We start from the raw sequence: 24,986 nt of genomic DNA, 5'->3' as shown, positions 1-24,986 counted from the left end.
CCTCAATCAGCTTTTCTTACATACCTTAACAATTGAATGCTTTATTATTCGATCATTGAGCCTGTAACCCTTTGATAACTCCTCTATGATCATACCATCCTCGTATTCATCATGGTTTTCAACCATAACGGCTTCATGCTGGAATGGATCGAATTTCTCACCCTCTGCAGGGATTTCACTGAGGCCCTCCTTTCTGAGGGTGTCCCTGAACTTTTTATAGATCATCTCAAGGCCGTCATCCTCGGCCCGGTTTTCAAGGGCCCTTTCAAGGTCCTCGTACACATCAAGGAGTTTAAGTATCAGCCTTTCATTTGCGTTTTTTATGAGTTCTCTTTCCTGTTTCTGCACCTGTTTCTTGTAGTTCTCAAAGTCTGCCTGGAGTCTCTGGAGGTGTGAGGTGTACTCCTCTATTTTCTCATCCTTTTCACTCACTTCATCTTCAAGTTCACTTAAGCGTCTTTTAAGTTCGTTTAATTTTTCTTCACAGTCACTGTCTGGTTTAGAATCAGTTTTTTCCTTGCACATCACTTCACCTTTTTCTTCTTTTAAAAATAATTAAAGTTACCGTAGGTTACATATAGTCTATAGCTATTATACTAACAAAACGTTATATAAACCTTTCGACATAACATTATCCGATGACCGGAAATTCTACTGACGACGGAAACATGGAAGCAATCCTTGATGTTATGGGATGTAAAACAAGGAGGGAAATAATAAACCTCCTCCGTGAGGAGCCCAGGTTTGTCAGTCAGATATCAAGGGAACTAGATATCGGACAGAAGGCCATAATAGAACACCTCAGGGCCATGGAGGAGGCAGGGATTTTAAGTTCATTCTTCAGGAAGATAGAGAGGGGAAGGCCAAGGAAATACTATGACATCTCAAGGGACATACATGTCAGCATAACAATAAACAGGAACACATTCAGGGTCGATGTTGCCGACGAGGTCTTCAGGAGGAAACAGTTACCCCCCGGTGACGACTGGGCCAGGCTCATCAATATTGAGAGAAGAATAAAGAAGGGTGAATGGGAAGCCCTTGAGGAGCTTAAGAACCTCATAAGACTCTACGACCACCTTAAAAGAAAGGCCGAGGACATTTTATCAGAGGCAGAGGGCCTCAGAAGGACCGAGTAGGCGGCATCTTCTGAGGGTTCAGGATCACCATCTTTAGAAGGACTAAATAGTGGACTTATGTTGAGTATTCTGCATACCCTCGGCATGTCTGGAAGCACTGAAGGGTGAACTCAACCGTATTTGAGGGATGCAAGCACCGCCTGGCCAAGGGACACGGAACCGTCCCCGGCACATGAGTTCCTGTGCTGGATGAAACCGTAGCCCTCCCTGTTTATGTAGTCCCTCACGGCAAGGCTTATGGCTTCATTATAGAACACCCCACCTGTTCCACCTATACACTCAACACCCGTATCTACTGCTGCAAGGACAGCCATCTCTGCAAGACCCTCTGCAACAGCCCTCTGGCCTGCATATGCTATTTCATTCACATCTTCACCCCTCTCCAGGAGGTCCATCACCTGGAGGAGTATCCCTGACGTATTGAGGATGTACCTGCCCTTACTCCTTTTAACCTCAAAGGGGATTTTGAGGTGTCCCCTGGCAGCGAATGCTGCTGATTCAAGTTTCATTGTGCATTCCCCCTCATAGGTCCTCCTTCCGCAGATGTTAAGTGCGGCAGATATTGCATCAAGCACACGACCCGTACTGGTGCTTAAACTCACATTAAGACCTGATTCAAGCTGCTTTATCACTGTATCGATTTCCCTTTCACCGTGGGGGAAGTAGTGGATGTAACGCCTGGTGAAGATTTCCCTCAGTTCTTCAGCGTCATGGTACTCTCCAAGTATTGAAAGGAGCATCCTTGCAGGATACCTTGTTGCAAGGTCTCCGCCAGGCATCTTCTGGGGCATGAGGCTTCCAAGTCTCCTGTACTCGGGGCCAGTGCAGTGGAGGATTTCACCACCCCATGAGGTCCCGTCATCCCCGTACCCAACACCATCTGCAGCTATACATATGCACTCGTCCACCATGTTGTCGAACATGAGGGCAAGGGAGTGGGCGTGGTGGTGCTGGACCCTGAGGATTTCTGCAGATAATTCCTCAGCCACCTCCTCGGCGTACCCTGTGGTAAGGAAGCGGGGGTGGAGGTCGCATGCCACAACGTCCAGTTCATCTGTCCCTGTTATGTTCATGAGGTGCTCCACGGCTTCCTTCAGGAACAGAAAGGTGTCGTATCTGGACGTGTTCCCTATGTGCTGGGACACATAGCACTGCCCCTTCCTCAGCACCGAGAAGGTAACATCAAGTTCGGGTCCAAGGCAGAGTGCAGATACGTCCCCTGATATACCTGTAAGGTCATAGGGTTCAGGCGCGTAACCCCTGGACCTCCTTATGAACGCCATCTCACCACCCCTGAAACGGACAACAGAGTCATCGCAGCGGTTCACTATCCTCCTGTTGTGGAGGAGGAAGTAGTCTGCAATACCATCCAGGCCTTCAATTATGTCCCTGTTCCTTACGAGCATGGGATCCCCTGGCCTGTTTGCTGATGTCATGACATATGCAGGTGCATCAGTGTACCTGAAGAGGACGTGGTGGAGGCCGGAGTAGGGCAGCATGACCCCTATGTTGTGGAGTCCCGGTGCAACAGAGGGGGCGAGGCAGTAGTCCCTGCTTTTATTGAGGACAACGATGGGCCTTCTCCTTGATTTAAGGACCTTCTCCTCCCTTTCTGATACCACAGCGTATCTGCGTATGGATTCAAGGTCCGGGGACATGCAGGCAAAGGGCTGGCCGGGTCTTCCAAGTCTTGATCGAAGCTCCATGACAGCATCATCATCATCGGCCCTGCATACAAGGTGAGTCCCCCCTATACCCTTGAATGCAATTATTTTACCCATATCAAGAAGTTCAGCAGCCCTCATGATGTGGTCATCAGTTTCCATAACCTTTTTCCTGTAGAGGAAGAGCTCCGGTCCGCATTCAGGGCAGCATGTTGCCTCTGCATGGTACCTCCTGTCCAGGGGGTTGAGGTATTCCTCCATGCAGGATTCGCAGAGGGGGAATTCACGCATACTCGTCCTTTCACGGTCATAGGGCACAGATTCAATGACGGTGAATCTGGGACCGCAGTCTGTACAGGCCGTGAAGGGGTAGAGGTGGCGCCTGTTATCTTCATCCATTATCTCCCCAAGGCAGAGGTCACAGGTTGCAACATCTGCGGGTATGACGGATGTGCCTGAAAATTCAGATGAACTCTCCTTTATACTGAAATCATGGAAGCTCAGCTTCCCAATCCTTTCAAAATCAACGTTAACATTGCTGATTCTTGATATTGGGGGTTTTTCGGTTTTTAACCGAGCTATGAATTCATCCAGCCGGGAACGTTCACCTTCAACGACTATTTCAACGGCGTTTCCAATGTTTCTAACGTATCCTGTAAGTCCGGTTTCATCTGCAAGTCTGTAAACGGAGGGTCTGAAACCAACACCTTGCACTATTCCCTCAACTATGATATGGGCCCGGTACATTTTATGCTCCTTAAGGGTTTTTATGCTAAGATTATATTCATGGACTTATAAAATTAGGTAGTGATGTCGGTCAGATCAATTCTGAGGAAACTTATTGAGGGAGAGATTTCACTGGAAGAGGCTGAAAGGGCAATTGAATCAGGCTCCATGATCATCGGTGACGGTATAAGGTTTGATGTGTCACGCAAGATGAGGACAGGATTTCCTGAGGCGGTTCTAGCGTCTGGGAAGAGTGATGATGATCTTGTTGACATCATACTGGATGTCAGGGATGTTATTGTAACAAGACTACCCGGGGAGAGGTTTGAGGCCATCCGGGACAGGGTGGAGCATCTCAGGGAGGATGGATACCGGGTGGATTATCATGAAAGGGCCCATGTACTGGTTGTTAAATCAGGAAAGCCAGCAACAATTGGGAAGGTGGGTGTACTCGCTGCAGGAACATCTGACATACCCGTTGCCGAGGAGGCCAGGGTGGTTGCCGAGGAGGCAGGATGCGAGGTCATGACGGCCTATGATGTGGGGGTTGCAGGTATACACCGCCTCATCGAGCCCCTCAGGGAGATGCTTGAAGCTGATGTGAGGGTCCTCATTGTGGTGGCAGGCATGGAGGGGGCGCTTCCATCTGTTGTTGCGGGACTCGTCCATGTCCCTGTTATAGGGGTCCCGACATCGGTCGGTTATGGTGTGGGGGAGGGCGGCTTCACAGCCCTTAACTCCATGCTACAGTCATGTTCCCCGGGCATAGGTGTTGTTAACATAGATAATGGCTTTGGAGCTGCTGTGCTGGCCGTTAAAATCCTCAGGGCCATGGAGTAATCTGTTAGGGGGTTTTTTGAAGGTCTGCACCTCCACCTTCCATAGAATCTTTTTCAGGGGTTAATCTGGAATTATGGATTCCTGTAGGGCCCCGGGTCACAGCGGTTGCAGGTGAGATGACCATAGTCTTTAATCTGAGTCCGAATTCCTGTAGGACCCGTAACGTTTGCCCCATTCACAAAGCTCGTCGAGTATGGGTATAACCGATTTTCCCTTCTCTGTGAGGCTGTACTCGACCCTTGGAGGCACCTCAGGGTAAACGGTCCTGCTGATGAGGCCGTGAGCTTCAAGCTCCCTCAGGGTCTTGGTGAGCATCCTCTGGGTTATCTTGGGTATTTTACGGTTTATTTCACTGAAACGCAGCTTACCGTCCTTGAGAGCGCACAGGACAAGGGATTTCCATTTTCCACCTATCTCATTCACCGCAACCTCAACTGAGCATATGTAGTCATCCTCATCCATAACAGACACCAGTTACTTCTATGTGTGTAAGTATACTTTATGTATGTATATAGTTTCGCTGTAAGTACTAACTTTAAATACTTTAAGTTACTTTATTATATTAAAAAGGGTTGAGAGGTGAAAAATATGATGGTAAGCTTTGACTTACAGCACTTCTGCTGCGGTCCAAAGGGCTGTCAGATAGAAATAGAGTACGGCGAAATGCTTGATGCCGAGCAGTAACATTCCTATTTTTATTTTCTCATAGGAAACTATTTTTATTTTATCCGCTGATCTGCACTATGATGTTTTTTAAGATGGCTATGCCAGGTACTCATGTCCATGTTCCACTGCTGGATGTAGCATGGAGCTGACTTGACACTGGAGCCATTGATGTGATAGTATGGATATAGTAAAGTTTGAACATCTTACCACAGCCCAAGGAGGGTAAGCGAACTCATATACCTGACAGACAGGGAACTATTTGACAGGTTCCTCAGGGACCCGGTTGATGTCATTGAAAAACTTCTCATTGCAGGTGATAACCCCTACGGACAGGAAGAGTGATGGTAGCATCTGAGGAACAGGAAGTCCTTGGCGCCATGCTTCATGGAACTGCAGATGCCACCGGCAGCATTCACAGGGTTTGCAGGAATCTGGGGTTCTCTGACTTCATAAGGTTCACCATAATGGAACTTGTGGACTCGACCGTCACATTCCCCCTTGAGGAGGATGACCTCTACATCGCTGCACTGGCAGTTTCTCCTGAATCAAGGGGCAGGGGTATTGCAACAGCCCTCCTGGAAACTGCGGTTGAAATGGGTGTTGAAGGTGGATTCAGAAGGCTTGCACTTGATGTAGACCCTGGAAATGAAGCTGCAATCAACCTCTACATAAAATTCGGCTTCAGATTCAGGGGTAAAAGGGAGATGAAACTATTCAGAAGGGGATTCCATCAGATGGAACTCCTTCTTTAACCATGGCCTGATGATTCTTTTGGGCCAGTAATAACGGGCCTCATAGGTAGGACCATGATTATTATCCCTTGCTTGAATGCATTCCTGGTATCTGGTAGCTGTACCCGGTCCAGTTCCTGATTATTTTCTCCTTGATGAGAACTCATCAAGAAGTCTTTCAAGGGGGACCCTCTTGTAAACCAGTAGAAGCAGTGTGTGGAATATGAGGTCAGCGGCCTCCTCAACAAGGTTCTCATCGTTCTTTGAGGCTATTATAACTTCAGCTGCCTCTTCACCGATCTTCTCAAGTATCTTATCCTCGGCCCTCTTTTCATCGTCGGTCATGAGCCCTGAAGTATATGAGTCTACAGGATTGTCCCTCCGGTCCTCAAGGACCCTGTAAACCTCCCTTATTATACCCTCATCTGTCATGTTTTCTACCTGCCATAGCCTTCCGCATACTTGTTGTTATTGCTATCAGGGGGTGCTGGGCATCATCAATGACCTCAATGTCATCAAGGGTATGGATGCCATGGAGGTCTGCTGTTTTCTCCATGCCCAGCTTCATATCCTTTTTTATATCAATCACATAGGAGTCGATCTCATCATAGCCAAGCCTATATGATGCAAGGGTCCTGTGGTGTCCGTCCACAAGGACGTACCGGTCCCCGGTCTTGACAACGATTGTTGGTTCTGCAAGGCCCCTCTTGATCTCGTAGGTCCTGCCCTGGAGCTCATCGGCATAGACCTTGCTCTGGGTCGGCCTCAACTTTTCAATGGGGACCTTCATCCTTTTAACCTCAGGTTTAACACCGTATAACTGTTCAAGGGTTTTCTTGAAATAGTTCACCTTCATTGGAGTGGATCTCTCAATGTGGGACCTCACTATATCTGTATTTGTTATTATACCGACCAGTTTTCCCTCCTTGTTTATCACAGGGAGCCTGGATATCCCCATCCTGAACATAACCCTCGCAGCATCGTTGAGGGACATATCCTGGTCCGCCACCACAACGTCCCTTGACATTATCTCGGAGACCGATTTGACCCATGGTTTTATAAGGAGGTCAAAGGCGGTCACCATACCGATGACGGTACCGTTGTCCTTAACAGGAAAACCATCATGGCCTGTTTCCTTCATGAGCTGGATTATCTCTGCTGTTGATGTATCCGAGGATACAGTAATAACGTCCCGGGTCATATAGTCCTTCACAAGCGCCTTGTTACTCATCCTATCCCTTCTCCTGTTTTTTCCAGATGAAACTGTCGCCGCAGACAATCTTCACCACCCTGTGGTAGGGTATTGACCGCCCATCTTTGAGTATTATAAAACCCCTCTCAAGCCTGCTGATCTCTGAACCATTTATAGTTTTAAGGTTCCTCTGAGCTCCACGGTGAACATAGCTTATCACGCATTCTTCAATATCCCATTTCGGGTGCCACATCAGCAGATCCAGGACGTTCTTGGCCATGCACCTCAGATCCTTTCCTTGATAAGCTCAACTGTACGTTCTGGCTCGGCCTTTCCACGGGTTATGCGCATAACCTGCCCTACAAGGAAGTTTATGGCAGCCTCCTTACCATCATGATAATCCTTAACGGCCTGGGGGTTTTCCTTTATGGCCTGCTCAACGGCACTTACAACCTCTGATTCATCAACGATCCCTATAAGGCCCAGGTCCTCAGCTATTTCCCTGGGGCTCCTATCGCTTACAGGCATCTCCTCCATGATCTTCTTCCCGGCCTTGCTGGTTATCTCCTTATTCTTCATCATGTTCAGGAGTTCAAGAATGTCTGATGCAGTTATACCGCTCTCTGCAAAGGTCATCCTGTTGTAGTAAAGGACCCTCTTGAGTTCATCCCTCATCCAGAGGGCTGCAGCTTCAGGGTCAAAGGACTCAGCCACCTCCTCAAAGGCATCTGCAAGTTCAAGTTCTGATGTGATGACCCGGGCATCCTCCTCCCTGAGGCCGTACTCCTCCATGAAACGTTTAACCTTGAGGTGAGGAGCTTCAGGTATGTTCTCCTTTATTTCATCAACCATTTCACCTTCAAACTTCATGGGGGGAAGGTCAGGGTCCGGTATGTACCTGTAATCCTCTGCCTCCTCCTTCATCCTCATGGACACGGTTATCATCTGTGACTCAAGGAAGGCCCTTGTCTCCTGTTTGACCTCAACACCCCTCTTCAGGAGGTTCTTCTGCCTCACCATCTCAAATTTCAGGGCCCTGTACGCCCCCTTTATGGAGTTTATGTTCTTTATTTCAACCCTGCGCCCTCCCTCGAGGGATATGTTAACATCAGCCCTCATGGTACCCTCTCCACGGGCACAGCCACTGTACTCAAGCACCCTTATAAGTTCACGGAGGAAGCTCCTTGCCTCCTCAGGGGATCTCATATCAGGTTCTGTTACGATTTCAATGAGGGGTATGCCTGAACGGTTGAAATCAACGGTTCCATGGTCCGGCCTGTACTGTCCAGGGTCCTCCTCTATGTGGACCTCCCTTATCCTCACACCGTTCAGTTCACCGTCAAGACCGAGGGGTATTGATGTCCTCTGGTAACCTGAGGGGAGGTCAGGGTAGTTGTAGTGTTTACGCATGAAGTAGCTGATCTCAGGGTTTATACTGCAGTCAAGCATAAGGGCTATCCTCAGGGCACCTTCAAGGGCCCTTCTGTTTGGGGGGTGGGGCTTTGCCCCTGGCTGGTTGAGGCAGACTGGGCAGATGTTGGTGTTGGGCGGTGCGTCCTGGTAGTTGGTTGGACAGTTGCAGAAGAGCTTTGACTTGGTATCAAGCTGCACATGAATTTCAAGGCCACACTTCATCCTAATGGTCATTCCTCCTTATGGTATGATGATTTAATGCACATTAAATTGGTCAGGTATCAGATTTTAAACTACTTTAATATTTTTCAGACACCCCTTAACATATCTTTCTATGAAGGGGTCGAGTTCAGGGTAGGACCTTCCAGTCATGAGCCTTTCTGTGTCGGTGAAGGTGCCCCTGAGCTTCCTACCTGCCCAGCGGACCTCCTCCTCAACCCTTTTACCGTAGCGGGTTCCGAACATGCGGAAAAGGGGGAACTTGGTTATCCCGTTTGCTCCGCTAAGGATCAGGGGTCCGATATTTGCAAGGTTGTCTATCCAGGTGCCTGTTATGATTTCAAGGTGAGGGAATTCTATCCGCGTCGCAGCCACCGTGCCTGCATAGTAAAGGGATGCTGGCTGGGGCTGGTCATCAAATACGGTCCCCTCATGGGGGTTAAGTGAGTAAAAGGTCACCCTGTCTATCCTGAGGTCCCTTATGAATTCAAAGAGGTATTCAAGGTCTTCAGGGGTTTCCCCGAGGCCAAGGATTAATGTTATCCCCTTTTTGAATCCGAGGTCCCCTGCGGTTTCAAGCATATCTATGATATCCTTTCGGGGTTTGCTGGGGCAGAGCTTCCTCTGAAGATCAGGGTTTGCAACCTCAAGGGCTCCTGTTATGCCGGCGACTTCAGGGCCGTAAATATCCAGTTCTGAGGTTATACCTGTGTTGAGCCATACAGGGGCGCCTGTTATCTCCTTTATCCTCTCTGCTATCTTCTTTATTTCCTCTCCTGAAAATGAGCCGTAACCACCTGATAGGAACTCTATGTTCCAGCCTATCCGCCGGCATATTTCAGCCTCTGCAAGTATGGCGTTTATGTTCCTCCTGGCCTTTGAAGGTTCCTTTATCCTTGGTTTCTGGGTGCTCATGTAACAGAAGGCACAGTCACCCCTTTCACACCACCAGGAAAGAAAAACAGCCCTCTCGAGGGTTATGGTGTCACCGTGATTTTTAAGGGTGATCTTGCCGGCCCTTTCAATCATTTTCAGTATGTCCCTGTTTTTCAGTGATTCTATGACATCCATATCTAAACACTCTTTGAATGGTTGAGTATTTCCAGCAAGCCAGATCTAACTTTAATCTTCGGCACTCTTTGAGAATGCCCTTATAAATTCTGTATATTTATCATCCTGCACTCTTTGAGAATACCTTTATAAAGTTTCAGATGATACCGGTGCAGGTGAATGCAACAGCACCATCACTCTTTGAGAATACCTTTATAAAGTTTCAGTGAAATAAACTTGATGTTGATATCTTCTTTATATAAGAGGAGTGGTACTCATGGTTTTCTGTCCGGAATGTGGTGAGCGCAATCGTGAGGGCTCAAAGTTCTGCAGGAACTGCGGAGCGCTCATTGAGGAAAAACCACTCAAATCACGGTTCATATCAGGGGATAAATTTTCAGAGACCCGCGGGGCTCTGGAGAAGAAGGAATATCATCGGGCACCTCATGAGGGAAAGGAAGGCTTTGACTGGGGGACAGTGGTCTCCGGCGCCCTTTTACTTGTTATTCTCATGCTGATCCTTGGGAGGATAATGGGTTTTACGGGTGTCCTTATAGCCACAAGCATATCAATAATTTATGTTATTTCCTCAGCCAGGAGGAAGGCCTCGGTACCTGCACTAATCATCATGACCCTCATGAGCGCTGCAGCCATATCAGCCTACTTCAGCGTATGATTTCATATCCTTGTTCATCATACCCTGTGCAATGTCAGCAGGGAGAAGGACCGAAAACTTTATATACTATGGGTGTAAATCTAATTGTACGCCTTGGGATGTGCACCGCAAACCACTGGTTTGTTATCCCTTAAGGACTTGTACTTGGCAGGTGCCGCCGTAGCTCAGTAGGTAGAGCGTTCGGCTGTTAACCGATTGGTCACAGGTTCGAGCCCTGTCGGCGGCGTCATGGGCCCATAGCTTAGCCAGGTAGAGCGCCCGGCTCATAACCGGGCGGCCATGGGTTCGAATCCCATTGGGCCCACTTAATCGGTAATCAGAGGCTCCGGTAGTGTAGTCCGGCCAATCATTTCGGCCTTTCGAGCCGAAGACTCGGGTTCAAATCCCGGCCGGAGCATTCTTACCTTTTATGATTTTACTTCATTCATCTTACATGATCATCGCTGCGGGGGTGCCCGAGCTGGCCAAAGGGGACAGGCTTAGGACCTGTTGGCGTAGGCCTACCAGGGTTCGAATCCCTGCCCCCGCACTGTGATAGAAATTCAATTGCCGGGGTGGGGTAGGTGGTTATCCTTCGGGACTGTGGATCCCGCGACTCGGGTTCAAATCTCGGCCCCGGCCCCATTCTCATCTTATCAGCCATAAAGTGGGAGCGGGGGATTCAACCCCTGATAACCCTTCTTTCTGTTGATTTTAACCTTGAGAAATGTAGGGAAAATTATTTATTCTAAACATGACCTAAGAGTATGTTAATAGTTCCTGGTTGATCATAATGATACGTATTGAAAGGACATGCGCCTGCCTGAAGGCGTCTGTGCTTCTGAACGGTGAAGAGATAGGGGTCATGGAGGGCATCTACCTTACCCAGTGGTTCCTGAAAAACAGGTACCACTTCACAGGGACCTTCATACGATTCACACCCCTTGATGAAGAGTTCAATCGCTCGGGTATAAAGGTTGACATATATCTCCCGGATCAGAACATCATCCTTAAGGAGGCCCTCATAGACTGGCTGAGTGATACAGGGAGGGGCACATTCCGGGCCCGGAGGATTGAAAGCAGTATCTAGTGCCTGGGATCATATAGGTTCAAAATAGCGTTGCCTGATGATTGAAGGCATTCAGGGTGTAATGATGGTTAAGAAGGGATCAAGGGAGGAGAGGGATCTGGTTAAACTCCTCTGGGACAATGGCTTCGCTGCAATGAGGGCGCCCGCCTCTGGGGGCGCAACAAAGAAACCACTCCCTGATGTAATTGCAGGTAATGGGAGGATATACCTTGCAATTGAGGTTAAAACCACATCAAGGGACAGGATATATATTGATTCCCGGAAGATGAATGGTTTAAAGGAGTTTTCAGACACCTTCGGGGCCAGGCCCTACATAGGAATAAAGTTCAAGTACAGGGACTGGATATTCCTCTCACCCGAGGACCTTGAAGTCACACGGGCAGAGAACTACCGCCTTGACCTGGACATAGCACTTGAGAGGGGCAGGGATATACATGAGATACTGGGGAGGGAGAGGCAGACCCGCCTCGGATGACTGACCGCAAACTTTAAATACTAATTCTAATATTAGTTACTTTATGCCAAGGTAGCTTAGTGGCGAAGCGGTGGACTGCAGATCCATTACACGTGAGTTCAAATCTCACCCTTGGCTTCAAAATATTTCCTTTGTATGGGGTCATGGTGTAACCAGGCTATCATCTGGGACTCCAGTTGTCTTTGAAGAAAATGCGCGCTCTGACTACAGTATGATGACCAATTGGAGTACTGAGACAAGAGAAATCCTAGGATCTGGGTTCAAATCCCAGTGACCCCATCACCCCCTTTTTCTGAGGCATAATAATGATCCAGAGATTAGGAGATATCACAGCGATAGAAGGAGCACTTTTTGATTCTAACGTCTACATAATCGCTGATACAGCAGTTGATACAGGTACAGGGATGGATCCACGGAGCCTTCTGGGGAGGATGAAGGAGGCGGGGATAGAACCCTCCAGCATAAAGCATATCGTGAACACCCACTGCCACTTTGATCATACCGGAGGCAACCACCTCTTCGATGCAGACATTGCAGTGCACCGCCTGGATGCAGAGGCCCTGCGGACGGGTGATGATAAAAGGACGGTGGCCTACATGTTCTCAGCGTCAAGTGAACCCATGGAGGTGGCGGTTGAACTGGATGACGGCGACTTTATCGGCGACTTTGAAGTCATACACACGCCAGGCCACACCCCTGGAAGCATCTGCCTCTACGATGGAAAATCGCTCATCTCAGGGGACACGGTGTTTGCCAACGGGGGCTTTGGACGTGTTGATGTTGGAGGAGACATCAACGACCTTTCAGAGTCCATTAAAAAACTCAGAAGACTCGATGTTGATAACCTCCTTCCCGGCCATGGGCCCTGGGTTGATAATGGTTCATGGCACATAGAACTCGCAGCGAGATTTCTGGGCCTTTAGAACGGGTTTTTATTTAACCGGAGTTTGCAGGGGACAGTGCTAAACTGGATGTTACATTGAGGAGGATGAAACTCCCTGCTCCCATGACATGCTCCCCTATGAAAAATTAATAATGCTTTGTGAAAGGTATTAACCCGTGAACCTTTTTGTGGCTTCATTCACGGCATCAGATTTAACCAGGACAGATATCTTGGCCCCCCTCTCAAGGACCATGTCTGGCTGGGGTATCATGAGGTCACCGTTACTGTAGATGGCAACGATTATATAGTTCTCTGTTGGTGAAACATCCTTAACCTTCTTGCCAACGATTTTGCTGTTCTTGATTTCCATGTCAAGGATCTCAGCATCACCATGCCCCAGAACTATGAGGTCGGCCACCTTGGGCCGTGTTATCAGTTTTTCAAGGTACCCTGCGGCTGTACGCTCAGGGCTTATAACATAATCAATACCTACCTTGTGGAAGGCATCCTCATGGTCAGGGTTGCTTACCCTAGCGATTATCTTCGGGATATTATACTCCCTGACAAGTATGCAGCTTAAAAGGTTCGCCTCATCATTCCCGGTTGCAGCGACAAAGACATCGGCGTTTTTAATGTTTGCCTCCTCAAGGGTCTTTATGTCGGTCCCATTGCCGCAGATCACAAGGGCGTCCAGTTCAACCGCTGCATTGGCACAGAGGGTCTCATCATTCTCTATGAGGGTAACATCGTTTCCATCTGATATAAGGAGGTTTGCCAGTGTTAATCCAACTCTTCCTCCACCCATTATAACAACATACATATCCACACCTTTAAAATTTCAGGAAGAAACAAGATAAAATTCACTAGTTCTTCTGTCTCAATCATCCTTAATAAGCTTTTCACAGGCACACTTTTATATGTAGGGGTGTATATGGGATTCACTGGAATTTGAAGATCTCAAGGAAGCTGCGTATAAGGACAAGAACAGGGATTATTTCAAGTCTTCCAAGCCACATGCTGGTTATAAGTGCCATTTTAGGTACAGGGGGGAGTTTGAAGCTTGTTATACCCATACTGAGGCCGACGTTTCCCTGTGCGGATGCGGCCTCAAAGAGGGAGTTAAGGGGATCATAACCATAGATGATGAGGACTGACCATGTGAAGATTAAAAGAACAAGATAGAGGCTTATATATGAACCAGCCTCCTTTATCTCAGTGTCACTCACACTCCTACCCGATATCTTTTTCGGTATAACCGAGCCCTCAGGGGTGATTATACGTATTATGTCCCAGTAGACCCCCCTGAGTACCGTGATAACCCTTATGATCTTCACTGCCCCGGTGGTTGAACCGGCAGCCATCCCTATGATCATACAGGTTATAAGGATTACCTTGAAATAGGCAGGCCAGGCAATAATCCGTGCAGCTGAATCTATACTTGAACCCGTGCAGCTCAGGGCGGATACAACGTGATAAATTGACTCCAGGGGTGCGATGCCCCCAACGTACACCGCGAGGATGGTGAAGAGGCCTATGAACACGAAGGTGGTCTGTAACTGTATATCATGCAGGACATCCATGAAACGCCCCTTAATGGCCTGGTAGTGGACCAGGAAGCTTGTACCACCGATTAGCATGAGAAGGATTGTTATCATGTACACAGCAGGGTTCTGATAGTATCCGATGTTCTGGTTCTTAATGGACATCCCGCCGGTGGATAGATTGGTGAGGGTGTTGTTCACGGCGTCAAAGAGGGGCATGCCCGTCAGGCCGTAGAGTACTATGCCAAGGAGGGTGTATGTGAGGTATATCCACCATATAGTTTTAACGGTGTTTGCTATGCTGGGCTTTATCCTCTCTTCACGGGCTTCTGATTTGTATAAACGTGAAGCAGCGGTCCCGGGCCTTATCAGTATACCTATAACCACGATTACAACACCAAGACCACCTATCCACTGCTCCAGACTTCTCAGAAACAGTATTGATGCAGGGAGGGATTCCACATCACTGAAGATTGTAAGGCCGCTACCCGTCCAGGCAGACATGTTCTCGAAGAATGCGTTGAGGAAGTCTATCTCCAGTACAAGGATCATTATAAGGCTCCCTATGAGGGCCGCCCATAACCATGCCAGGCATGCAACCATCATACCATGCTTCAGTCTTATGTTGCATGCTTCAGGTGAGTACCTTTTCAGGAGGGTCCCGAGGGATAACGATATAAAGGAGGGTATAAGGAAACCCGTGAAGTTACCCTCACCGTAAATAAGGGCGACTATCATCGGCAGCGCAACAACAAATCCCACGCCCTGCATTATTGTCCCAAGATACTTGCCAACAGTGAACAGATCCCTCTTCCCAAAGTACCTCATGTTACCATATAAGAAATGGGGCTATCGGAATATAAATTTTTGGAAGGGATAATCGACTATTAAAAACAGGATTCAGTATCAGGTGCATGTATAATCAGTAGAGGGATTCCATAGCTCAATGTATGGGTCCAGTTAAAAAATAAATTTCGGTCAGTAGAATGGATTCTACTGCAATTCAGAACTTAATAATTTAATTTATTCCACAACTTCAGCGAAAGCGAATTTACGCCTGGTTGCACTTATCCTTATTTTAACTTCGTCCCCGACGCCTGCACCGGGCACAAAAACAACGAAACCTTCAACACGGGCTATTCCATCGCCATCTCTGCCGAGGTCTTCAATTTTAACTTCGTACTCCTCACCAACATTTACGGGTGTGGAGTATGTTTCCTTCCTGTAGTAACTATCTCCAAACAATTCATCACATCCTTATGCAGGGACCGCATAAAAACCATAAATTAATTCAAACCAGAAACAGTAAGAAATAATAAATGACCTCAATGCAATCCCATACATTAACCTTAAACCTCATGCTATATAAAGGTATGTGAACTCATCTCATATCACAGGTGATTTCTTTGCTGGGCATAATATCAGATTCACATGACAACCTTGAAGCAATAAGGAAGGCGGTTGAATTCCTTAACACAGAATCTGTGGATCTTGTTATCCATGCAGGGGACCTTATATCTCCCTTCACAGCCCCTGAGTTCCGGAAGCTTGAGATGAAGTTTGAGGCCATATTCGGAAACAATGATGGTGAGAGGGATGGCCTCAGGGAGGCCTACAGCGACATCACAGACCTATCTGACTTCAAATCCCTGCAATTCGATGGCCTCAGGATAGCTGTTATCCATGGCCACAGCAGGGACGTCCTTGAATGTGTGGTGGACTGCGGGAGATACGACCTTGTTGTGTGCGGCCACACCCACCGGCCGGAAATATCAGACTCAGGGGCCTTAACCGTGAACCCGGGTGAACTCTGCGGCTACCTCTCCGGGAAGCGGACACTGGCCCTCCTTGACACTGACAGGCTTTCATGTGAAATCATTGAGCTCTAAGGGGTGCTGATTTCTGATGGTGGATGGGAGATGGTAGGCTGAAGTTTAAGATTTCATTTGCTGATCCGTGATACGGGTGGGGATATTTTAATTGAACTTTAAGATCTGGTTGTTGATCCGATGAAACATAAAGGAATAATCCTCATAATAATAGGTGTAGCTGCCCTTGCAGGGATGATAATCTTCATAGGGCCCGGTGAAATTGAGGGAGCCCTGCAGAGGGCCGATCTCCTCTATGTAATCATGGCAGTTATCCTTGAATTCCTGATACTCTGGCTTCTTACGTTGAGGTGGTCCATAACCACCAGGGCTGTTTCCATAGACGTAAGAAAGAGGCACCTTTTTCCGATGTTACTTGTTGGAATGGCCATTAACAATCTGACACCGAGTGCAAGGGGTGGTGGCGAGCCTGTAAGGGCATACATGCTTGGTAAGTATTCAAGGGCATCCATGGAGTCATCCTTTGCAACCGTGATAGCGGACAGGGGCCTTGACACCTTCCCCTTCATCTTCCTGGCAATACTCACAATCGTGGGCATAGTACTCTACTTCAACCTGGCCCTGTGGATGGTGGCATTACTGATAGTATCGGTTGTTATAGTTGTGGCAGCATTCTTTCTGGCCCTCTATGTGTCGGTTGACAGGGAGTCAGGGGAGAGGATTGTGAACTGGGCCCTGGGTATTGTGAAGAGGTTCTACAGGAGGAACTATGCGAAGATTGAGGCGAGGGTGAGGGGTGCGCTCAGGGAGTTCCAGAGCACCATGAGGATCATGCTGGCCGACAGGAACGTCCTGATTTATGGCATTCCCCTCTCATTCATCCTATGGTTCCTTGAGATTCTGAGGGTTTACCTTATCTTCGCCGCCTTCGGGGCCCCTGTCTCAATTCTTGTAATAGCAGAGGTATTCATACTGGCAACCCTCATAGGGATGATACCCCTGCTTCCAGGGGGGGTGGGTGCTGTTGATGGGATAATGATAGTCTTCTATTCAGCTGCAGGTGTTTCACCATCGGTAAGCGCGGCGGTAACGGTTGTTGAAAGACTGATCTCATTCTGGATGGTCTCTGCAATGGGAATCGCCGTCCTCCCGTACTTCGGATCATCTGTTGCAGAAAAACTCATGGATAAACTCTAACCCGGCGTAGATTTATAGGAATGCCTGTATAAACGGTGAGAACCTGCCATTAAATGCACTTTGTGCCCAGATTCACACAAATACAAAAGGATTTATCTGGTGAGGACATAAGTACATACAGATAGGGGACACCGAGAAAGGAATATGATTCCATGGTTAGGGGGATACCATGATTGAAAAAATTTTCTTAACTGAGAAACTGCAGGATGAAAACCCGTATGAAAAACTGGTGAATGAAATACGTTCATCACCAGATTACCTTAATCTGATCCTTGAAGCATCTGATCCCTGGATCCTACAGGATATGAATGGGTTCATACTGGACCTGAGCGCTTCATTTGCAGATAAAATTGGCTATGATCCCGATAAACTCAGGGGCAGGTATCTGCAGGCCCTCAGGGCGGTTCCACTCATACAGAGGTCAAGGCTGAGGATAGTCCTGGACAGGATAGGGGAGGGAGTACTCCCTGAACCCACTGTTTTTGAATTCATGGATCCTGAAGGCCAGCCAGTTCCCCTGGAACTCAATTTCAGACCCCTCGAGATTTCAGGACAGATTTTTGTACTTGTGACTGCGAGGGATGCTTCGGGAAGGCTGGATGAGGCTGAAAAACTTGGAAGAAAGGTTGAGGAACTTGAGAACATCATAGGCAACCTTTACAGACAGATCGACAGGAACCTGCAGATCATAACGAGTATTGTGAACCTCCAGTTCCCCTACATAAAGGATGATGCCGACTTCGAACTTCTCAGGGATACCCAGAACCGGCTTAAATCCATAAGAAAGGCATATGAGAAACTCATCCAGGAGAATTCCTTTGACAGTATAAACTTCTCAGGATACGCAAGGAGTATTGTATCGGGGATTTTAAGCACCTACTCCCCTGAACCCGGTAACATAAAGCTTGAACTTTACTTTGAGGATGCTGACATGCCCCTGGATCTGGCGGTGCCAATGGGGATGATACTCTCAGAACTCCTTTCAAACAGTTTCAGGCACGCCTTCACAGATGGACGTGATGGAAGGATAAGGGCGGTTTTCAGGAATAAGGAAGACCATTACATGCTTGAAGTCAGGGATAACGGGATGGGGTTCCCGGATGGTGTTGGCTTTGAAAACTCGGATACCCTGGGACTCCAGCTCGTTAGGAACCTCATCAATCAGATTGAGGCAAAGCTGGATTACACGCTCTCACCAGGCACATGTTTCAGGATAAAGGTTCTAAAGCCGGGGATCAATGATTGATTTTCTCCTGAGGATTATCTAAAGGAGGGAGCTGTTCCTGATTTCACAGTAAGGTTAACGGTATTCTGAGTTCGTGCTGATGAAACCGTACTATTTTTCCCTATAGGATCCTGTATTCTGGATGGGCCGGGCACTTCATTCTATTTTTGGCGGGGATTAAAGTAGAAAGATATATTAGACATTCCTTTATTAATTCAATCTGGTGATAATCATGGAGATAAACGGTGTTGAAATAGAAGACACATTTGCAGAGGCCTTTGGGATTAAGGTTTCAAGGGTCCTTGTAACTGCTGCAACAAAAAAACTTGCCAGAATAGCTGCAACAGAGGCAACGGGTTACGGAACATCTGTCATAGGCTGCCCTGCAGAGGCTGGCATAGACAGCTACATCCCACCGGAGGAAACACCCGATGGAAGACCAGGATACACCATAATGATCTGCAACCCATCCAAGAAGAACCTTGACCATGAACTCCTTGAAAGGGTGGGTATGGGTATACTCACAGCACCCACCACAGCAGTCTTCGATGCCCTTGAAGATGAGGATGAGAAGCTGAACATAGGTTTCAAGCTCAAGTTCTTCGGAGACGGGTATGAGAAGGAACTTGAAATCGAAGGCAGGAAGATCCACTCAATACCAATAATGTCAGGCGACTTCCTCATCGAGAGCGAACTCGGAATAAAGGATGGAGTTGCCGGTGGAAACTTCTTCATAATGGGTGACAGTCAGGCATCAGCCCTCCTGGCGGCACAGGCAGCAGTGGATGCAATAGAAGCTGTTGAAGGCACAATCACACCCTTCCCGGGTGGTGTGGTGGCTTCAGGTTCCAAGGTGGGTTCAAACAAGTACAAATTCCTGAATGCATCCACCAATGAGAAGATGTGCGTCACCCTCAAGGACGAGGTTGAGGGCAGTGAAATCCCTGAGAACGTCAACGGTGTCTATGAGATAGTCATCGACGGTGTAAATGAGGAAGCAGTCAGGGAGGCCATGAAGGAGGGTATAAAGGCTGCCTGCACGGTTCCGGGCATAATCAAGATAAGCGCCGGGAACTATGGAGGTAACCTTGGAGCGTACAAGATAAAACTCCACGAACTCTTCTGATCATTCTATACAGAATTTTTCCATCATTTCATTTTCAACGATCTCCCATATCTCCTCCTCGGTGAGGTTCACACCAAGAAGGATGTTCCTCTTTCTGAGTTCGGCTTCAATCTTCTTTATAGCCCGGACACTATCCGCTGCAACGGTATGGGAGTGGATGTTCCTTGATATGCTGTAGAGGGCTGTGAGGGATCTCCTGGCATCGGGTTTCTTCAGTTCCTCCTGACACCTCTCAAGGTCCTCCCTGTTCCTGATGTTAAGGTTCCTGGTGACGACCTGGCGGACCCCCGGGAGGTAGTGCTTGGCATCAAGTATGCGGCCCCCATGTCTGATTATGATCTCCTTGTCATCGGTCTCCTCCACACCATGCTTTATCAGCATCTCAGCAACCCTCCCGGATTTCTGGATCAGGGACTTGATCTCCTGGAGGTTAAGGTTAACGCCCAGGAGGAAACCGGCATCCCTGAGTTCCTTCTCAACCCTTTCAAGACTCTTTGTGTCAGGGCCTGAGATCCTGTGGCTGTGTATACCCCCACCTGAGAGGGTGTAGAGGCGGTCAAGGGATTCAAGCTTACGTGAATCGCTCCTCAGTGTTTGGATGAAGCGGTCAACATCCTCCATTGAATCCACACCGACATTACGCCTCAGGGGCTCTGAAAAGCCAGGGAGATAGTACTCTATGTCCTCTATGGTGCATCCATGGTTTATTATGATCTCAGCCTCCCTCCGGATATCCTCCACCCCATGGTTTTCAACGACACTCATCTCGGGCCTGATTATTATCTCAACGATACGCCCGTATTTCCTTGCAACCTCCTTTATCTCATCCTCATCCAGGTTCACACCCAGGAGGATGCCTTCCCTTTTCAGTTCATCAAGCGCCCTGTTCAGGCTTTCCCTGTCAGGCCCGGATATCCAGTGGGAGTGTATCCCGCTTACAGATTCATATATTCTGGTAAGGGAGGCCTTCCTGTTCCTGTCCTCTTCAAGACTCCTGAGGAACCTTTCAACCTCCTCCCTGCTGGAAACGCCTATCTTCCTGATGAGGGGTTCCCTGAACTCTGGAAGATGATACTCTATGTCCTCCAGGGTGCAGCCATACTTAACTATTATCTCGGCCTCCCTCCCGATATCATCAACATCATGCTTCACGGTGATCCTGACCATTGTGGGTTCCATGGCCGCGAAGTATATGTCCTCACCGCCGCTGATCTCTGGTGAAACCACACGGTCAGCTCCTGCACGGTAGAGCCTCCTTACGTTCTCCTTTTTACTGGCCCTCGTAACTATCCATATATCCGGGTTCAGCTCCCTGCAAGTGAGGGTTATGAAGAGGTTGTCGACGTCGTCGCCGGTGGCTATTATCACGCCCCTGGCCCTTTTTATACCGGCCGACATCAGGGTTTCCTCATCGGTGGCGCTTTCTGGTATGGCCAGGACCTCTGGATCATCCCAGAGTTCCTTTTCAACTATTTCACGATCCTTTTCAATTATTATAGCCTTCTGATTCCTCTTCTTGAGTTCATTAAAAACCGAAGATCCCACACGGCCAAAACCACATAGAATAAAATGGTTGTTCATCGATCTCATTAACCTGCGTATCCTTGCACCTGAAATGGTTTCCTGGAGGGTCATTGCCACCACCGAGACGGTTAAACTGAAGACGTATGCAATTAGCCCCACACCACCAAGGGCAAGGGTGACCGAGAATATCTTCTGGGTCACGGTAAGGGGGGTTATATCACCGTAACTTTCTTCCTTCATCAGGGGTGATGCTGTGTCAGGGGGTCACGGTAAGGGGGGTTATATCACCGTAACCCACCGTTGCAATGGTTATAACCGTGAAGTAGATTGCATTGTAGAAGTCAAGGCCCATTATATAGATTGATCCAATAACACCGTAGATCATGAGTGCCAGGAGTGCTGCCAGGGCATAGTAGATTACCGAGAGAGGAACATAGTATGCGTTCTCCATGAAGCTCTTCTGTGGTGGCATGGGACACCTCAGTTTTTATCAATGTTAAATAATCTGTTGAACAATAATATAAATTAGGACCATCTGGTTCGCAGCGAATCTTGAATTACTGGACTGGGGATAGTCATGAAGCCGGTTGATATGAATGCAGCTGATAGGAATGCGGAGTACCTGGGGATACCCGGACTCTCCCTCATGGAAAATGCAGGAAGGGTCATTGCAGAGGAGGTCAGGGGGGTAACCTCCGGGGGCAGGGTCGCGGTGTTCTGCGGTCCGGGGGGTAACGGCGGAGATGGCTTTGTTGCCGCACGCCACCTTCTTAACATGGGCTTTGATGTTGATGTCTATCTCCTTGCACACCCATCACGGATAAGGTCAGGGGACGCCCTTCAGAACCTGAGGGTTCTTGAGGCCATGCAGCCGCACCCCGGTGGCTTTAACATCATCATGATAAATGACTCCTCTGATATCCCTGAGGTTGATGCGGATGTCATTGTGGATGCCATCCTCGGGACAGGGGTCCATGGAAGGATAAGGGAGCCATACAGGTCAGCTATTAAGGTTATAAACCGTGCAGATTCATTCAGGGTTTCGGTTGATGTTCCAAGCGGACTCAACCCTGCTGATGGAACCGTTGAGGACGTGGCTGTCAGCGCCGACCTTACCGTGACCTTCCACAGGATGAAGGACGGTCTAAGGGAGGCGGACCCGGCGGTTACCGGTGAGGTGGTGGTGGCCGATATAGGGATACCGGGGGCCGCCGAGGTATTCCTTGGACCGGGAGACCTCCTCAGGCTGCCCTCAAGGGATCCCGGCAGCCATAAGGGAGAAAACGGCAGGGTCCTTGTGGTGGGTGGCAGCAGGTACTATTCAGGGGCACCCGCCCTTGCAGGGCTGTCGGCCCTCAGGGTCGGCGCGGATCTTGTAACGGTGGCCTGCCCCACCAGGGCCGCTGCAGCCCTCAGGTCCACCTCACCCGACCTGATAGTCAGGGAACTTGAGGGGGACCATATATCATTGGGGGCGGTTGATGAGATAATGGAACTTGCAGAGGCCTCAGATTCGGTGCTCATGGGCTGCGGTGCAGGCACCGACCCTGAAACCGGTGAAGCCTTCCTCAGGATTATAGGGGAGCTGGAGGGAACCGGAAAGCCCCTTGTACTTGATGCGGACGCCCTTAAACTGGTCCATGCATCGGATGTTGCCGGTTACAGGGAACTTGTGGTAACACCCCACATGGGTGAGTTCAGGAAGTTCTTCTCATTAAAATCAGAGATTTACGGGGACATGAATGAAAGGATAACAGCATTCCAGTCAGTATCCTCCAGGATAAGGGGCACGGTGCTCCTTAAGGGGAGAACCGACATCATACTCCAGGAGGGGAGGGTCCGTCTTAACAGGACAGGGTGCCCTGCAATGACGGTTGGAGGCACAGGGGACTGCCTTGCAGGTGTCACCGTGGGGCTCATGGCCATGGGATTATCCCCCTTTGACTCGGCGGCCCTGGCATCATTCATAAACGGATCCGCGGGTGAAATGGCTGCTGATCGTTACGGGGATGGCTTGAAGGCGTCAGATATACTTGAATTCATACCCAGGGCCATGAAGATGGAGAGTTACGGTTTATAATCAGATTGGAGCTTAGGTTTTTCCTTTGCTGACCTTTAGGGACTGGGGTGGAGAATGGTGTAAGCTGGAGGTCCAGTTTATCCCAGGCTCTAAAAAATCTTCCATGGTATATCTGCAGGGGCACCGACCTCCCTGGATCCAGTTTATCCCATCCTCTAAAAAAATAAAATCATGGTTTAAATGAAACCCGCAATATTTCCTATTATCAGTATCCCCACCCCTGCGATTCCTCCAAAACCGGCCACGAGGATGGTGAGGAGGTTAAGGGGTAGGTTGATGAAGGGCAGCATGTTAACACAGATGAGGATAAGGAGGCCCGTTAACATGTTAGCTGCAACCGTGATGAGGGTCCTTCCCACGCTGAGGAGGACCCTGAGGAGGGCCAGGCCCCCTGCTATGAGGAAGGTCCCGAGGACCACAAGGATAAGGAGCGACATGGTCTCCATTCAGTTTTCCTTCCTGCAGACTTTTCTGTATATGGCTGCCTGGAGCGCGTAATTTTTAACCATTCCAGCCATTTCACGCTGGTCAAGGGTCTTATCTTCAAAGGAAACTATTTCTTCACTGTAGAGGCTGTAGGGTGATGATCTTCCTGTGATGCGCATGTTGCCCCTGTGGAGTTTAACCTTCACCGTCCCGGTCACACGCCTCTGCATGTGGTTTATTGCCATGTCAAGGTCCTCACGCAGGGGGTCGTGCCACAGTCCATTGTAGACGAGTTCAGCGTAGGTGCTGCTGATGATCTCTGCGAACCTGAGTTCGCTCCTTGTCAGTGTGAGCTGTTCAAGTCCGCGGTGGGCTTCAATCAGCAGGCAGGCTCCGGGTGTCTCGTAGACCTCACGGCTCTTCATACCGATTATACGGTCCTCCATGATATCAACCCTTCCGATACCATGAGTGCCTGCAATCTCATTTGCCCTTTCAACAATCTCAACCGGTTTGAGCTCCTCCCTGTTTATGGCCACCGGAACCCCGCCACTGAACTGGATCTCCACGGTCTCGGGTTCTTCAGGGGTTTCATCCACAGGTTTTGTCCATTCAAAGGCATCCTCAGGTGGTTCAACAGCAGGGTCCTCGAGGACGTCCCCCTCTATTGCGCGTCCCCAGAGGTTTTCATCTATACTGTAGAGTTTGTCTGATGGGAGGGGTATGCCGCAGGACCTTGCATACTCCATCTCCTCGGTCCTTGTGAGGTTCAGATCCCTTATTGGGGCTATCACATCAAGGTCGGTTGTGGACCTTATAACAGCCTCGAATCGGAACTGGTCGTTACCCTTACCTGTGCAGCCATGGGCTATTGCAGAGGCACCCTCCTTCTCAGCCACTTCAACTATCTTCTTTGCAATGAGTGGCCTTGCAAGGGCGGTGCTCAGGGGGTAACCCTCGTAGACGGCATTTGCCTTTATGGCGGGGAATATGTAGTCTGATGCAAACTCTTCCCTGGCGTCTATTGTGTGATGTCTGTAATTACCCAGTTCCCTGGCCACCCTGGCCGGTCTTTCAATCTCATGTCGCGGCTGACCCACATCAACGCATGCAGTTATCACTTCCATATCATACTTTTCCTCGAGGAGCTTTATGCACACGGATGTGTCCAGGCCTCCGCTAAAGGCAAGAACCACTTTATCCATAATCAATCACCTTCATTCAGCAAAGCTTATGATCATCTTATTTATTAACAGCATTATAGATTATAGTGAGTATGAGTTATAAGTCTATGG

Annotated in this window: 27 protein-coding genes and 7 tRNA genes; 19 read left to right on the top strand and 15 right to left on the bottom strand. The window is 48.7% G+C overall.

Features of this window, described 5'->3' with window-relative positions:
- Positions 1-6 precede the first annotated feature (6 nt).
- A complete protein-coding gene (grpE, locus tag FZP57_RS08290; RefSeq protein WP_074359532.1) occupies positions 7-525 on the bottom strand; it encodes a nucleotide exchange factor GrpE in 519 nt (172 codons plus the stop codon).
- Between the two features lie 113 nt (positions 526-638).
- Between grpE and FZP57_RS08285 the strand changes: the two genes are divergently transcribed.
- Positions 639-1,139 (top strand): ArsR family transcriptional regulator, encoded by a 501-nt coding sequence (locus tag FZP57_RS08285; RefSeq protein WP_191216231.1) that lies wholly within the window; start codon positions 639-641, stop codon positions 1,137-1,139.
- A gap of 110 nt (positions 1,140-1,249) precedes the next feature.
- On the opposite strand, the gene hypF is transcribed toward FZP57_RS08285, so the two are convergent.
- The gene (hypF, locus tag FZP57_RS08280; protein ID WP_191216230.1) at positions 1,250-3,550 is read right to left on the bottom strand and encodes a carbamoyltransferase HypF; all 2,301 of its coding nucleotides are present in this window, start codon (positions 3,548-3,550) and stop codon (positions 1,250-1,252) included.
- A gap of 63 nt (positions 3,551-3,613) precedes the next feature.
- Here hypF and larB point away from each other — a divergent pair, with 63 nt between their 5' ends.
- Positions 3,614-4,369 (top strand): nickel pincer cofactor biosynthesis protein LarB, encoded by a 756-nt coding sequence (larB, locus tag FZP57_RS08275; RefSeq protein ID WP_074359529.1) that lies wholly within the window; start codon positions 3,614-3,616, stop codon positions 4,367-4,369.
- Positions 4,370-4,498: 129 nt separating this feature from the next.
- Here the strand turns inward: larB and FZP57_RS08270 are convergent, their stop codons facing one another.
- Entirely contained in the window at positions 4,499-4,831 is a 333-nt protein-coding gene (locus FZP57_RS08270) for a helix-turn-helix domain-containing protein (RefSeq protein ID WP_074359528.1), read from the bottom strand.
- Positions 4,832-5,376: 545 nt separating this feature from the next.
- On the opposite strand from FZP57_RS08270, the gene FZP57_RS08265 reads away from it, so the two are divergent.
- Positions 5,377-5,787: an N-acetyltransferase gene (locus FZP57_RS08265; protein WP_191216228.1), complete on the top strand. Its 411-nt coding sequence runs from the start codon at positions 5,377-5,379 to the stop codon at positions 5,785-5,787.
- Between the two features lie 120 nt (positions 5,788-5,907).
- Here the strand turns inward: FZP57_RS08265 and hisE are convergent, their stop codons facing one another.
- The 5 genes from hisE to FZP57_RS08240 form a co-directional block, all read right to left on the bottom strand.
- A complete protein-coding gene (hisE, locus tag FZP57_RS08260) occupies positions 5,908-6,198 on the bottom strand; it encodes a phosphoribosyl-ATP diphosphatase (protein ID WP_074359526.1) in 291 nt (96 codons plus the stop codon).
- Positions 6,188-6,997, bottom strand: coding sequence for a CBS domain-containing protein (locus tag FZP57_RS08255; RefSeq protein WP_074359525.1), 810 nt, complete (start codon positions 6,995-6,997; stop codon positions 6,188-6,190). Before FZP57_RS08255 ends, hisE begins: the two co-directional genes overlap by 11 nt.
- Before the next feature lies 1 nt (position 6,998).
- Complete coding sequence (locus FZP57_RS08250) at positions 6,999-7,238, bottom strand: DUF504 domain-containing protein (RefSeq protein WP_074359524.1); 240 nt, start codon at positions 7,236-7,238, stop codon at positions 6,999-7,001.
- Between the two features lie 5 nt (positions 7,239-7,243).
- Positions 7,244-8,593 (bottom strand): Asp-tRNA(Asn)/Glu-tRNA(Gln) amidotransferase subunit GatB, encoded by a 1,350-nt coding sequence (gatB, locus tag FZP57_RS08245; protein ID WP_074359828.1) that lies wholly within the window; start codon positions 8,591-8,593, stop codon positions 7,244-7,246.
- A gap of 66 nt (positions 8,594-8,659) precedes the next feature.
- Positions 8,660-9,661 (bottom strand): radical SAM protein, encoded by a 1,002-nt coding sequence (locus FZP57_RS08240; RefSeq protein WP_074359523.1) that lies wholly within the window; start codon positions 9,659-9,661, stop codon positions 8,660-8,662.
- A 256-nt stretch (positions 9,662-9,917) separates the two neighbouring features.
- Here FZP57_RS08240 and FZP57_RS08235 point away from each other — a divergent pair, with 256 nt between their 5' ends.
- From FZP57_RS08235 to FZP57_RS08185, 11 genes are all read left to right on the top strand, one after another.
- On the top strand, positions 9,918-10,316 hold the full coding sequence (locus FZP57_RS08235; protein WP_074359522.1) for a zinc ribbon domain-containing protein: 399 nt from the start codon (positions 9,918-9,920) through the stop codon (positions 10,314-10,316).
- A gap of 153 nt (positions 10,317-10,469) precedes the next feature.
- A tRNA-Asn gene (locus FZP57_RS08230) sits at positions 10,470-10,542 on the top strand.
- A 4-nt stretch (positions 10,543-10,546) separates the two neighbouring features.
- Positions 10,547-10,620 (top strand) — tRNA-Ile (locus FZP57_RS08225).
- An 18-nt stretch (positions 10,621-10,638) separates the two neighbouring features.
- Positions 10,639-10,713, top strand: a tRNA-Glu gene (locus tag FZP57_RS08220).
- 48 nt (positions 10,714-10,761) lie between these two features.
- A tRNA-Leu gene (locus FZP57_RS08215) sits at positions 10,762-10,845 on the top strand.
- 19 nt (positions 10,846-10,864) lie between these two features.
- A tRNA-His gene (locus FZP57_RS08210) sits at positions 10,865-10,940 on the top strand.
- 148 nt (positions 10,941-11,088) lie between these two features.
- Positions 11,089-11,385: a hypothetical protein gene (locus tag FZP57_RS08205; RefSeq protein WP_074359521.1), complete on the top strand. Its 297-nt coding sequence runs from the start codon at positions 11,089-11,091 to the stop codon at positions 11,383-11,385.
- A 64-nt stretch (positions 11,386-11,449) separates the two neighbouring features.
- Positions 11,450-11,860, top strand: coding sequence for a Holliday junction resolvase Hjc (hjc, locus tag FZP57_RS08200; RefSeq protein ID WP_074359520.1), 411 nt, complete (start codon positions 11,450-11,452; stop codon positions 11,858-11,860).
- 45 nt (positions 11,861-11,905) lie between these two features.
- Positions 11,906-11,977 (top strand) — tRNA-Cys (locus FZP57_RS08195).
- 20 nt (positions 11,978-11,997) lie between these two features.
- Positions 11,998-12,139, top strand: a tRNA-Trp gene (locus FZP57_RS08190).
- A 26-nt stretch (positions 12,140-12,165) separates the two neighbouring features.
- Positions 12,166-12,783: an MBL fold metallo-hydrolase gene (locus tag FZP57_RS08185; protein WP_191216227.1), complete on the top strand. Its 618-nt coding sequence runs from the start codon at positions 12,166-12,168 to the stop codon at positions 12,781-12,783.
- Positions 12,784-12,912: 129 nt separating this feature from the next.
- Here the strand turns inward: FZP57_RS08185 and FZP57_RS08180 are convergent, their stop codons facing one another.
- From FZP57_RS08180 to FZP57_RS08170, 3 genes are all read right to left on the bottom strand, one after another.
- Positions 12,913-13,563 carry a TrkA family potassium uptake protein gene (locus FZP57_RS08180; RefSeq protein ID WP_191216226.1) on the bottom strand — a complete coding sequence of 217 codons (651 nt, stop codon included), beginning with the start codon at positions 13,561-13,563 and terminating at the stop codon, positions 12,913-12,915.
- Positions 13,564-13,681: 118 nt separating this feature from the next.
- Positions 13,682-15,112: a TrkH family potassium uptake protein gene (locus FZP57_RS08175; protein WP_191216225.1), complete on the bottom strand. Its 1,431-nt coding sequence runs from the start codon at positions 15,110-15,112 to the stop codon at positions 13,682-13,684.
- A 195-nt stretch (positions 15,113-15,307) separates the two neighbouring features.
- Positions 15,308-15,529, bottom strand: a complete 222-nt coding sequence (locus FZP57_RS08170; protein ID WP_013296439.1) for a TRAM domain-containing protein — start codon at positions 15,527-15,529, stop codon at positions 15,308-15,310.
- A gap of 152 nt (positions 15,530-15,681) precedes the next feature.
- On the opposite strand from FZP57_RS08170, the gene FZP57_RS08165 reads away from it, so the two are divergent.
- From FZP57_RS08165 to fhcD, 4 genes are all read left to right on the top strand, one after another.
- Entirely contained in the window at positions 15,682-16,173 is a 492-nt protein-coding gene (locus FZP57_RS08165; protein ID WP_084531290.1) for a metallophosphoesterase, read from the top strand.
- Positions 16,174-16,293: 120 nt separating this feature from the next.
- On the top strand, positions 16,294-17,310 hold the full coding sequence (locus FZP57_RS08160; protein ID WP_191216224.1) for a UPF0104 family protein: 1,017 nt from the start codon (positions 16,294-16,296) through the stop codon (positions 17,308-17,310).
- A gap of 169 nt (positions 17,311-17,479) precedes the next feature.
- Positions 17,480-18,556: a sensor histidine kinase gene (locus FZP57_RS08155; RefSeq protein ID WP_191216223.1), complete on the top strand. Its 1,077-nt coding sequence runs from the start codon at positions 17,480-17,482 to the stop codon at positions 18,554-18,556.
- Positions 18,557-18,767: 211 nt separating this feature from the next.
- On the top strand, positions 18,768-19,661 hold the full coding sequence (fhcD, locus tag FZP57_RS08150; protein WP_191216222.1) for a formylmethanofuran--tetrahydromethanopterin N-formyltransferase: 894 nt from the start codon (positions 18,768-18,770) through the stop codon (positions 19,659-19,661).
- On the opposite strand, the gene FZP57_RS08145 is transcribed toward fhcD, so the two are convergent.
- Together FZP57_RS08145 and FZP57_RS09640 are read right to left on the bottom strand one after the other, a co-directional pair.
- Positions 19,662-21,425, bottom strand: coding sequence for a 3H domain-containing protein (locus FZP57_RS08145; protein WP_255477805.1), 1,764 nt, complete (start codon positions 21,423-21,425; stop codon positions 19,662-19,664).
- 16 nt (positions 21,426-21,441) lie between these two features.
- Positions 21,442-21,657, bottom strand: coding sequence for an ion channel (locus FZP57_RS09640; RefSeq protein WP_255477803.1), 216 nt, complete (start codon positions 21,655-21,657; stop codon positions 21,442-21,444).
- A gap of 105 nt (positions 21,658-21,762) precedes the next feature.
- Between FZP57_RS09640 and FZP57_RS08140 the strand changes: the two genes are divergently transcribed.
- Entirely contained in the window at positions 21,763-23,265 is a 1,503-nt protein-coding gene (locus FZP57_RS08140; protein ID WP_191216221.1) for an NAD(P)H-hydrate dehydratase, read from the top strand.
- 176 nt (positions 23,266-23,441) lie between these two features.
- Here FZP57_RS08140 and FZP57_RS08135 read toward each other — a convergent pair whose 3' ends face one another.
- On the bottom strand, positions 23,442-23,711 hold the full coding sequence (locus FZP57_RS08135) for a pro-sigmaK processing inhibitor BofA family protein (protein WP_191216220.1): 270 nt from the start codon (positions 23,709-23,711) through the stop codon (positions 23,442-23,444).
- A complete protein-coding gene (locus tag FZP57_RS08130; protein ID WP_074359512.1) occupies positions 23,712-24,896 on the bottom strand; it encodes an argininosuccinate synthase in 1,185 nt (394 codons plus the stop codon). It abuts the gene before it with no gap.
- Positions 24,897-24,986: the final 90 nt, after the last annotated feature.

It is taken from the genome of Methanothermobacter sp. THM-1 (genome assembly GCF_009914355.1).
Classification (GTDB): Archaea; Methanobacteriota; Methanobacteria; order Methanobacteriales; family Methanothermobacteraceae; genus Methanothermobacter; species Methanothermobacter wolfei.
Note: the sequence above shows the minus strand (reverse complement) of the source record. Positions and strands in the feature narration are given on the sequence as shown.

Excerpts from the sequence above, each read along its gene's own strand:
- FZP57_RS08135 (WP_191216220.1), bottom strand. The coding sequence starts at position 23,711 with ATGGAGACCATGTCGCTCCTTATCCTTGTGGTCCTCGGGACCTTCCTC.
- hisE (WP_074359526.1), bottom strand. The coding sequence starts at position 6,198 with ATGACAGATGAGGGTATAATAAGGGAGGTTTACAGGGTCCTTGAGGAC.
- gatB (WP_074359828.1), bottom strand. The coding sequence starts at position 8,593 with ATGAAGTGTGGCCTTGAAATTCATGTGCAGCTTGATACCAAGTCAAAG.
- grpE (WP_074359532.1), bottom strand. The coding sequence starts at position 525 with ATGTGCAAGGAAAAAACTGATTCTAAACCAGACAGTGACTGTGAAGAA.
- hjc (WP_074359520.1), top strand. The coding sequence starts at position 11,450 with ATGGTTAAGAAGGGATCAAGGGAGGAGAGGGATCTGGTTAAACTCCTC.
- FZP57_RS08140 (WP_191216221.1), top strand. The coding sequence starts at position 21,763 with ATGAAGCCGGTTGATATGAATGCAGCTGATAGGAATGCGGAGTACCTG.
- FZP57_RS08160 (WP_191216224.1), top strand. The coding sequence starts at position 16,294 with ATGAAACATAAAGGAATAATCCTCATAATAATAGGTGTAGCTGCCCTT.
- FZP57_RS08250 (WP_074359524.1), bottom strand. The coding sequence starts at position 7,238 with ATGGCCAAGAACGTCCTGGATCTGCTGATGTGGCACCCGAAATGGGAT.
- FZP57_RS08180 (WP_191216226.1), bottom strand. The coding sequence starts at position 13,563 with ATGTATGTTGTTATAATGGGTGGAGGAAGAGTTGGATTAACACTGGCA.
- FZP57_RS08130 (WP_074359512.1), bottom strand. The coding sequence starts at position 24,896 with ATGGATAAAGTGGTTCTTGCCTTTAGCGGAGGCCTGGACACATCCGTG.
- FZP57_RS09640 (WP_255477803.1), bottom strand. The coding sequence starts at position 21,657 with ATGCCACCACAGAAGAGCTTCATGGAGAACGCATACTATGTTCCTCTC.
- fhcD (WP_191216222.1), top strand. The coding sequence starts at position 18,768 with ATGGAGATAAACGGTGTTGAAATAGAAGACACATTTGCAGAGGCCTTT.
- FZP57_RS08265 (WP_191216228.1), top strand. The coding sequence starts at position 5,377 with ATGGTAGCATCTGAGGAACAGGAAGTCCTTGGCGCCATGCTTCATGGA.
- FZP57_RS08185 (WP_191216227.1), top strand. The coding sequence starts at position 12,166 with ATGATCCAGAGATTAGGAGATATCACAGCGATAGAAGGAGCACTTTTT.
- larB (WP_074359529.1), top strand. The coding sequence starts at position 3,614 with ATGTCGGTCAGATCAATTCTGAGGAAACTTATTGAGGGAGAGATTTCA.
- FZP57_RS08175 (WP_191216225.1), bottom strand. The coding sequence starts at position 15,112 with ATGAGGTACTTTGGGAAGAGGGATCTGTTCACTGTTGGCAAGTATCTT.
- FZP57_RS08235 (WP_074359522.1), top strand. The coding sequence starts at position 9,918 with ATGGTTTTCTGTCCGGAATGTGGTGAGCGCAATCGTGAGGGCTCAAAG.
- hypF (WP_191216230.1), bottom strand. The coding sequence starts at position 3,550 with ATGTACCGGGCCCATATCATAGTTGAGGGAATAGTGCAAGGTGTTGGT.
- FZP57_RS08285 (WP_191216231.1), top strand. The coding sequence starts at position 639 with ATGACCGGAAATTCTACTGACGACGGAAACATGGAAGCAATCCTTGAT.
- FZP57_RS08155 (WP_191216223.1), top strand. The coding sequence starts at position 17,480 with ATGATTGAAAAAATTTTCTTAACTGAGAAACTGCAGGATGAAAACCCG.
- FZP57_RS08255 (WP_074359525.1), bottom strand. The coding sequence starts at position 6,997 with ATGAGTAACAAGGCGCTTGTGAAGGACTATATGACCCGGGACGTTATT.
- FZP57_RS08270 (WP_074359528.1), bottom strand. The coding sequence starts at position 4,831 with ATGGATGAGGATGACTACATATGCTCAGTTGAGGTTGCGGTGAATGAG.
- FZP57_RS08205 (WP_074359521.1), top strand. The coding sequence starts at position 11,089 with ATGATACGTATTGAAAGGACATGCGCCTGCCTGAAGGCGTCTGTGCTT.
- FZP57_RS08240 (WP_074359523.1), bottom strand. The coding sequence starts at position 9,661 with ATGGATGTCATAGAATCACTGAAAAACAGGGACATACTGAAAATGATT.
- FZP57_RS08145 (WP_255477805.1), bottom strand. The coding sequence starts at position 21,425 with ATGAAGGAAGAAAGTTACGGTGATATAACCCCCCTTACCGTGACCCAG.